The organism is Maribacter sp. 4U21, from assembly GCF_002742365.1.
Lineage (GTDB): Bacteria > Bacteroidota > Bacteroidia > Flavobacteriales > Flavobacteriaceae > Maribacter.
Window position 1 is genome coordinate 1 of the sequence record NZ_MDGN01000010.1, and the last position, 384, is coordinate 384.

Annotated in this window: 1 protein-coding gene; it reads right to left on the reverse strand. The window is 51.8% G+C overall.

The annotated features are described in order from the left end of the window. Positions 1 to 384: hypothetical protein (locus BFP77_RS16890; RefSeq protein ID WP_180272287.1), on the reverse strand; the 384-nt coding region annotated here is incomplete at both ends.

The window sequence follows — 384 nt, forward strand, 5'->3', positions numbered from 1 at the left end:
ACATACATATGCATCAATAATCTTATCCGGTGTGGCCGGGTACTCGTCCACCACAAGGGTGATCAGGTAAGGACATCCGTTATCGTCCGTCTGTGGGAACTCGTATGTTCCTGCAGCGTACTCCTCGCCCTCATAGGTAAAGGTAGCACCCTCGCAAACGGTCTTCTCGATGGTCTCGTCCTCGGTCTTGGGATACTCACCAACGGCAAGAGTTATCAAGTATGGGCATCCGTTATCGTCCACCTGAGGAAAATCATAGGACCCCGGGCCATACTCGACACCCTGATAGGTAATGGTCCCTCCCTCACATACATATGCATCAATAATCTTATCCGGTGTGGCCGGGTACTCGTCCACCACAAGGGTGATCAGGTAAGGACATCC